Annotated in this window: 3 protein-coding genes; all 3 read right to left on the bottom strand. The window is 72.1% G+C overall.

Annotated elements, in window-relative coordinates; genetic code table 11:
• Positions 1–808 (bottom strand): beta-ketoacyl synthase N-terminal-like domain-containing protein (locus IE198_RS34545; RefSeq protein WP_189894006.1); only part of this gene is annotated, 808 nt, incomplete at its 3' end.
• Positions 809–865: 57 nt separating this feature from the next.
• Entirely contained in the window at positions 866–4264 is a 3399-nt protein-coding gene (locus IE198_RS34540) for a type I polyketide synthase (RefSeq protein WP_189894004.1), read from the bottom strand.
• A gap of 21 nt (positions 4265–4285) precedes the next feature.
• The coding region (locus IE198_RS34535; RefSeq protein ID WP_189894002.1) for a type I polyketide synthase at positions 4286–7083 on the bottom strand (2798 nt) is incomplete at its 5' end.

Here is a 7083-nt window from a genome sequence, read left to right as displayed (position 1 = left end):
GGACCAGCACACCCACACCCTCGGACCAGCCCGTACCGTCCGCCCCCGCACCGAACGCCTTGCACCGCCCATCCGCCGACAGACCACCCTGCCGATCGAACTCCACGAACATGCCCTCGGTGGCCATGACCGTGGCGGCGCCCGCGAGAGCCAAGGTGCTCTCGCCGCGCCTCAGCGAGTCCGCCGCCAGATGTACTGCGACCAGAGCCGACGAACACGCCGTGTCCAGCGTCACCGCGGGGCCCGACAGCCCGAGGACGTACGAGACCCGGCCGGATGCCACGCTCACGCAGTTCCCGGACAGCTTGAACGCGTCGACGGCCGCCCCGGTCTGCTGCAGCCGGGCCAGGTACTCCTGATAGCTGGTGCTCAGGAACGCCCCGGTCTGGGTGCCCTTCAGAGACTTCGGGTCGATGCCCGACCGCTCGATCGCCTCCCAGGACACCTCCAGCAACAGCCGCTGCTGCGGGTCCATCGCCAGCGCCTCACGCGGCGAGATCCCGAAGAAACCCGCATCGAACTCCGCCGCGTCGTACAGGAACCCCCCCTCCGCGGCATACGGACCGTCGGTGGGACCGGCGTTCCATCCGCGGTCGTCGGGAAACTTCCCGACCGCGTCCTCGCCCGCCGCCAGGAGTTCCCAGAGCCGCTCCGGGGTGTCGGCGCCTCCGGGGTAGCGGCAGGCCATGCCCACGATCGCGACGGGTTCGCTGCGCATGGCCGTCGCCTCGCGCAACTGTTCCTGCGTCGCCTCAAGTTCGGCGGCCATCCGCTTCAAGTAGTAGCGGAGCTTGTCTTCGTCAGCCATGCCGGCCCCTTCACACCCTTCACACCTGATTCGTCGGACTGCGGTGCGATGACCGATCTACGAGATCCCGAACTTCTTGCCGATGAGGTCGAACATCTCCTCGTCCGAGGCCCCTTGCAGTTCGCTGCTCACCTCGGCTTCCCCGACCGCGTCATTCGCTGCCTCACGGGCCTGCGTCCACTCGGTGAGGATGCGCTGCAGCCGCAGGCCGATCTCCTTGTTCTCGCCGGGGTCGGCACCCAGTTCGGCGAGCACGGCCTCCAACTTCTCGAGGTGGCCGATCGCCTCGGAACGAGTGGCGGAGCCCGGGCCCGGCAGCGTTCCCTCGACCTGTGACGCGAGGTGGTCGGCCAGGTCCCGCGGCGTGGGATGGTCGAAGACCAGGGTGACGGGCAGAGCGAGGTCGAGTGCGGCGCCGAGGCGGTTGCGCAGTTCGACCGCGGTCAGCGAGTCGAATCCCAGCTCCTGGAAGGGCCGCGCCGGCTCCATCTCCGCTGCCGAGCCGTGGCCGAGGACCGCGGCGGCCTGCTCGCACACCAGATCCACGAGGAACGCGTCGTGCTCCTCGTGGGGCAGTTCGGCCAGGCGGCGCAGCACCTGTCCGGGGTCGTTCACCGCGGACGGGTCGTCGTGTCCGGCGCGCGTGGCGTCCGCGGTGGCCATCGCGCCGTCCCGCAGGGGCACTGCGGCGGCTGCCGCGATCCGCTCGTCCGGCCAGAACCTCCTGCGCTGGAAGGCGTAGGTCGGCAGGTCGGCACGGCGGGCACCCGACAGCTGCGGCAGGCGGCCCAGGTCCAGCGGCAGTCCCCGTACGTACGCCTCGGCGGCCGAGGTGAGGAAGCGGGCCTCCACGCCCTCGTCGCGGCGCAGGGTGCCGACGGCCGTGGCCGCCGTGCCCGCCTGCTCGAAAGTCTCCTGGAGCCCCACGGTCAGCACGGGGTGCGGGCTGATCTCGATGAAGTACCGGTGCTCGTCCGCCAGGAGGCGGCGTACGGTCCCTTCCAGGAGGACCGGCTCGCGCAGGTTGCGGTACCAGTACGTGGCATCGAGGGTGGCCGTGTCGACCACTTCCCCGGCAACCGTCGAGTAGAAGGGCACAATCGCACGACGCGGGCAGACGGAGGCGATGCCCTCGATGAACTCTCCGCGCAGCGCGTCGACCTGCGCGGAGTGACCGGCGGCTGTCGCGCCGGGCACCTTCCGGGCCCGCACCCGCTCGGCCAGGCACGTCGCCACCAGTTCGCCGACTGCCTCCGGCTCGCCGGACACCACGACGGAGGTGGGGCCGTTCACAGCGGCGATCGACAGCCGGTCGCCGTACGGCTCGATGCGCCGCGCCACCTCGTCGGCGGAGAGCAGGAACGACGCCATGGCGCCCTTGCCGGTCAGCCGGTTCAGCAGGACGCTGCGCAGGGTGACGATGCGGGCCGCGTCCTGCAGGGACAGCGCGCCCGCGACGCACGCGGCGGCGATCTCGCCCTGTGAGTGTCCGATGACGGCGTCGGGTTCGACACCGTGCGCGCGCCACACCTCGGCGAGCGCCACCATCATGGAGAACAGCACCGGCTGCACCACGTCCAGGCGGTCCAGCGAGGGCGCCCCCGGCTCCTGACGCAGGACGTCCGTCAACGACCAGTCCACGTACGCGGAGAGCGCCTCGGCGCACTCGTCGATGCTTTCGCGGAACACCGCCGAAGACTCCAGGAGCCGCCCGGCCATCTCCGGCCAATGCGAGCCCTGTCCGGGGAAGACGAACACTGTCTGCCCCGACGGGATGGTCACGCCCTTGACCAGGCGCGCGTCCTCACGCCCGGCGGCCAGCGCCGCGAGTCCGGCCTCCAGGTCGGCGAGGTCGCCGCCGACCACGACCGCGCGGTGCTCGAAGGCGGTGCGGCCCGCGGTCGACACGGCCACGTCCGCCGCGGACAGCTGCGGCCGATCGCGCAGGTGGGCGGCGAGCCGTTCCGCCTGGGCGCGCAACGCCTGGTCGCTGCGCCCGGAGACCGTCCACGCGAATGGGCCGTCGGGCTCGGCGGTCCGCGCCGCCGGCTCGATGGCAGCCGGGTCCGGCGGGGCCTGTTCGACGATGACGTGCGCGTTGGTGCCGCTGATGCCGAAGGACGACACCCCGGCGCGACGCGGCCGCCCGTTCTCCGGCCAGGCCACGGGCTCGGTCGCCAGGCGGACCGTGCCGGACTCCCAGTCGACGTGCGGCGACGGCTCGTCGACATGCACTGTCCTGGGCACCAGGCCGTGCTGCATGGCCAGGACCATTTTGATCACTCCGGCAAGTCCGGCGGCGGCCTGAGTGTGCCCGATGTTCGACTTCACGGAGCCGAGCCACAGCGGGCGTTCCGGCGTGCGGTCCTTGCCGTAGGTGGCGAGCAGGGCCTCCGCCTCTATGGGGTCGCCGAGTTCGGTACCGGTGCCGTGTGCCTCCAGGACGTCGACCTGGTCCGAGGAGACTTGAGCGTTCGCCAGGGCCTGAAGGATGACGCGTTGCTGGGCACGACCGTTGGGAGCGGTCAGGTTGCTGCTCGCTCCGTCCTGGTTGACGGCGGAGCCACGGATCAGGCCCTGGATGCGACGGCCGTTGCGCCGGGCGTCCGAGAGCCGCTCCAGCAGGAACATGCCGACGCCCTCGGAGAACCCGGTGCCGTCGGCGGACCCGGCGAACGACTTGCAGCGCCCGTCCCTGGCGAGCACTCGCTGCCCGCTGTACTCGACGAAGCCCATCGGGGTGGACATCAGCGTCACGCCGCCCGCCAAGGCCAGGGAGCACTCCCGCTGCCGCAGAGCCTGCGCGGCCAGGTGCAGGGCGACCAGCGAGGACGAGCACGCCGTGTCGACGGTGACCGCGGGCCCTTCGAAGCCGAAGGTGTAGGCGAGGCGGCCGGAGAGCACAGCGGCGGCGTTGCCCGTGCCCACGTGTCCTTCGAAGGCGCCCGGAGAGGTCAGCAGCAGCGACTGGTAGTCCTGGATGTTGGTGCCGGAGAACACACCGACGTCCGAGCCGCGCAGGCCGGTCGGGTCGATGCCGGCCCGCTCGAAGGACTCCCAACCCGTCTCCAGGAGCAGCCGCTGCTGCGGGTCCATGGCGGTGGCCTCGCGCGGGCTCACACCGAAGAACGCCGCGTCGAAGTCGGCGGCGCCCTCGACGAAGCCGCCCTCTCGCACGTAGAGGGTGCCTTTGCGGCGCTGCTCGGGGTCGTAGAGCGCTTCGAGGTCCCAGCCACGGTCGTCGGGAAAGGGGCCGATCGCGTCGCCGCCGTCGACCACGAGCTGCCACAGGTCCTCCGGCGAGACAACCCCGCCGGGGAAGCGGCAGGCCATGCCGATGATGGCGATCGGCTCGTTCAGTGACTCCACGAGCTGCTGGTGCTGCTGCTTCAGCCGCTCGGTTTCCTTGATCGACGCGCGCAGCGCCTGTACGACGCGATCGTCGGTGGTGTCCATCAGCAAACTCCCGAAGGTTGTTCAGAGGTCGGTGTTGATCGCCATGTCGACGAGGCTGTCCAGGTCCATGGCGTCGATGGACTCCGGCGTCATGGGTGTCACGGCCGTGGGGTCGGCGGCGCCGGCCCGCCCGTCGGGTTCACCGTCGAATCCGGTGAGCCGCAGCAGGGCGTCCAGGACGCCGACCTCCTTGAGGCGGGCGAGCGGAACGGCCGACAGGGCGGCACGGAAGTCCGCGGCGTCGGTCCTGCCGAGTTCCGCGCCGGTGACCGCCGGGCCGTTTCCGGTGACGGAGTCGGGGGCCAGCCTTTCCCGGAGATGCCGCGCGACGGCCCGGGGCGTGGGGTGGTCGAACAGCGTGACCGCGGAGAAGCGCAGGCCGGTGGACCTGCTGAGGCGGTTGCGTAGTTCGACCACGGCCACCGAGCTGAAACCGGAGTCCAGGAAGCCCCGGTCGGGGGAGACCGCCTCGAGGTCGGCGTGCCCGAGGACAGTGGCGACATGGCCGCGCACGAGGCCGAGCAGGGTACGCATCTGCTCGGCTTCCGTCAGCCCGGCCAGGTTTCCGGCAAGCTTCTCGGCGGTGTTCACCGGAGCGTCGTCCTGCCGGAAGGCGCCCTGCGCGTCGAGGTGCCTGCGCGCGGGTGGTACGAGCTGCCGAAGCACGGGCGGCGGCGGGGAGCCGGCCCCGGCGATGGAGGCCAGGTCCAGGCGGGCCGGGACGCACAGCTCCCGGTCGTGGGCGAGGACCGCGTCGAACAGCGCGAGCCCCTCCTCCGCGGACATCGCGACAGCACCCTCCCGCCGGATCCGGGCCAGGTCGGCCCCGGTCACGTGGCCGCCCATGCCGCGGTCCTCCTCCCACAGTCCCCAAGCGGCGGACACGGCAGTGAGACCCTGCGCGCGGCGCTCGTACGCGAGAGCGTCCAGGAAGGTGTTCGCGGCGGCGTAGTTGGCCCGGCCCGCCGCGCCGAACACACCGGCCACGGAGGAGAACAGCACGAACGCGCTGAGGCCGAGGTCCGCCGTCAGCTCGTGCAGGTGCAGCGCCGCGTCCACCTTCGGCCGGAACACCCGGGCCAGGCGCTCCTCGTCGAGCGACTCGATCACGCCGTCGTCGATGACACCCGCGCAGTGGACGACGCCGGTGAGGGGCCGGTCCTCGGGGAGGGCCGCGAGCAGCGCGGCGAGTGCGGCGCGATCGCTCACGTCGCACGCCTCGACGCGGACGCGGGCACCCGACTCTTCAAGACCGGCGATGAGTTCGTCCACACCCTCGGCGGCCGAGCCGCGCCGGGAGACCAGCAACAGCTCGCGTACGCCGTACGCCGATACCAGGTGCCGGGCCACCAGCGCGCCGAGACCACCCGTGCCGCCGGTCACAAGGACCGTTCCCTGCGGGCCGAAACCCGGCCGCTCATCGCGCAGTTCCGACGGCCCCTTGGTGCGCACCAAACGCGGCAGCAGGGCCTTGCCGCCGCGTACGGCGACCTGCGGCTCTGCCGTGCCGAGCGCGATGCGCAGGGCGGCTGCCTCGGCGACCGCGTCCAGGCCCGGCTCGACGTCCACCAGCACCAGCCGGTCGGGGTGCTCCGCCTGCGCGGAGCGCACCAGGCCCCAGACCGGGGCCGCCGCCAGATCCGCTATGCCCTCCTTGGGGCGCGTGCCCACAGCACCGCGCGTCAGCACCACCAGACGCGTATCGACGAACCGCTCGTCCGACAGGAAGTCACGCAGGACGGTCAGGGCGCGTGCCGTTGCCGCCGTGGGATCCGCCTCCCCGCTGTGGGGCAGGACGAGCAGCTCGGGAACGGCCGGGCCCTCTTCCGGAGAGCCCCACTCGCTCCAGCCCGTCGGCGGCGCGCAGGAACCCTGAACCCGGGTCCACTCCACGTCGAAGAGCGCGTCCCGCAACGCCCTGTCCGCGGAACGCAGTTCCTTCTGCATGACCTGGCGGGTGGCCAGCCTCGCGACCGACAGGACCGGCGCACCGGTGTCGTCGGCAACGGCTATCGACACCTCGCCGTCGGCCGACGGCACGACACTCACGCGTACGGACGACCCACCCACGGCGAAGGATTCGACTCCCGACCAGGCGGAGGCCAGCTCGGCCTCGGCAGCCCCGCCCTCGGCGGCGACCCGCGCCACCGCGTCCAGCAGCGCCGGATGCATGTTGTAGGCCGCGGCCGATTCGCTCATCGGCTCGGGCAGCGCGACCTCGGCATACGTCTCGTCGCCGCGACGCCAGACGGCCCGCAGCCCCTGGAAGACCGGGCCGAGGCCCACGCCTGACCGTGCCGTCCGCTCGTACACCTCGTCCACCGGCTGGGCGGTGGCGCCGGCGGGCGGCCAGGGGCCGGGGCGTACGTCGCCGAGGGCGCCTTCGTGCTTCGCCGTACCGGCGGTCCGAATCAGCTCGCCGGACGCGTGCAGGGTCCATTCCGTATCGTTGGCCGCGTCGCCGGGCCGTGCGAAGACTTCCACCGTGCTCCTGCCGTCGTCGTCCGCCTCCGCCACCAGGAGCTGGAGGGAGACACCTTCGGACGACAGCAGCAGGGGCCGGTGATAGGTCAGCTCCCCGAGATGCCGGCAGCGCATCTGATGGCCGGCTTGGAGGGCGAGTTCGACCAGGACGGCTCCGGGTACCACCACGGAGCCGTGCAGCGTGTGGTCGGCGAGCCACGGCTGCTCCGCCAGGGACAACCGCCCGGTCCACAGGGTGCCGCGTCCGTCCGGCAGCGACACCACCGCACCCAGCAGCGGATGCCCGGCGGCCGCCAGACCCAGGCCCGCCACGTCACCGCGCCCCGCCGGGACGT

This window comes from Streptomyces xantholiticus, from assembly GCF_014651015.1.
In the GTDB taxonomy this organism is placed as follows: domain Bacteria; phylum Actinomycetota; class Actinomycetes; order Streptomycetales; family Streptomycetaceae; genus Streptomyces; species Streptomyces xantholiticus.
Note: the sequence above shows the minus strand (reverse complement) of the source record. Positions and strands in the feature narration are given on the sequence as shown.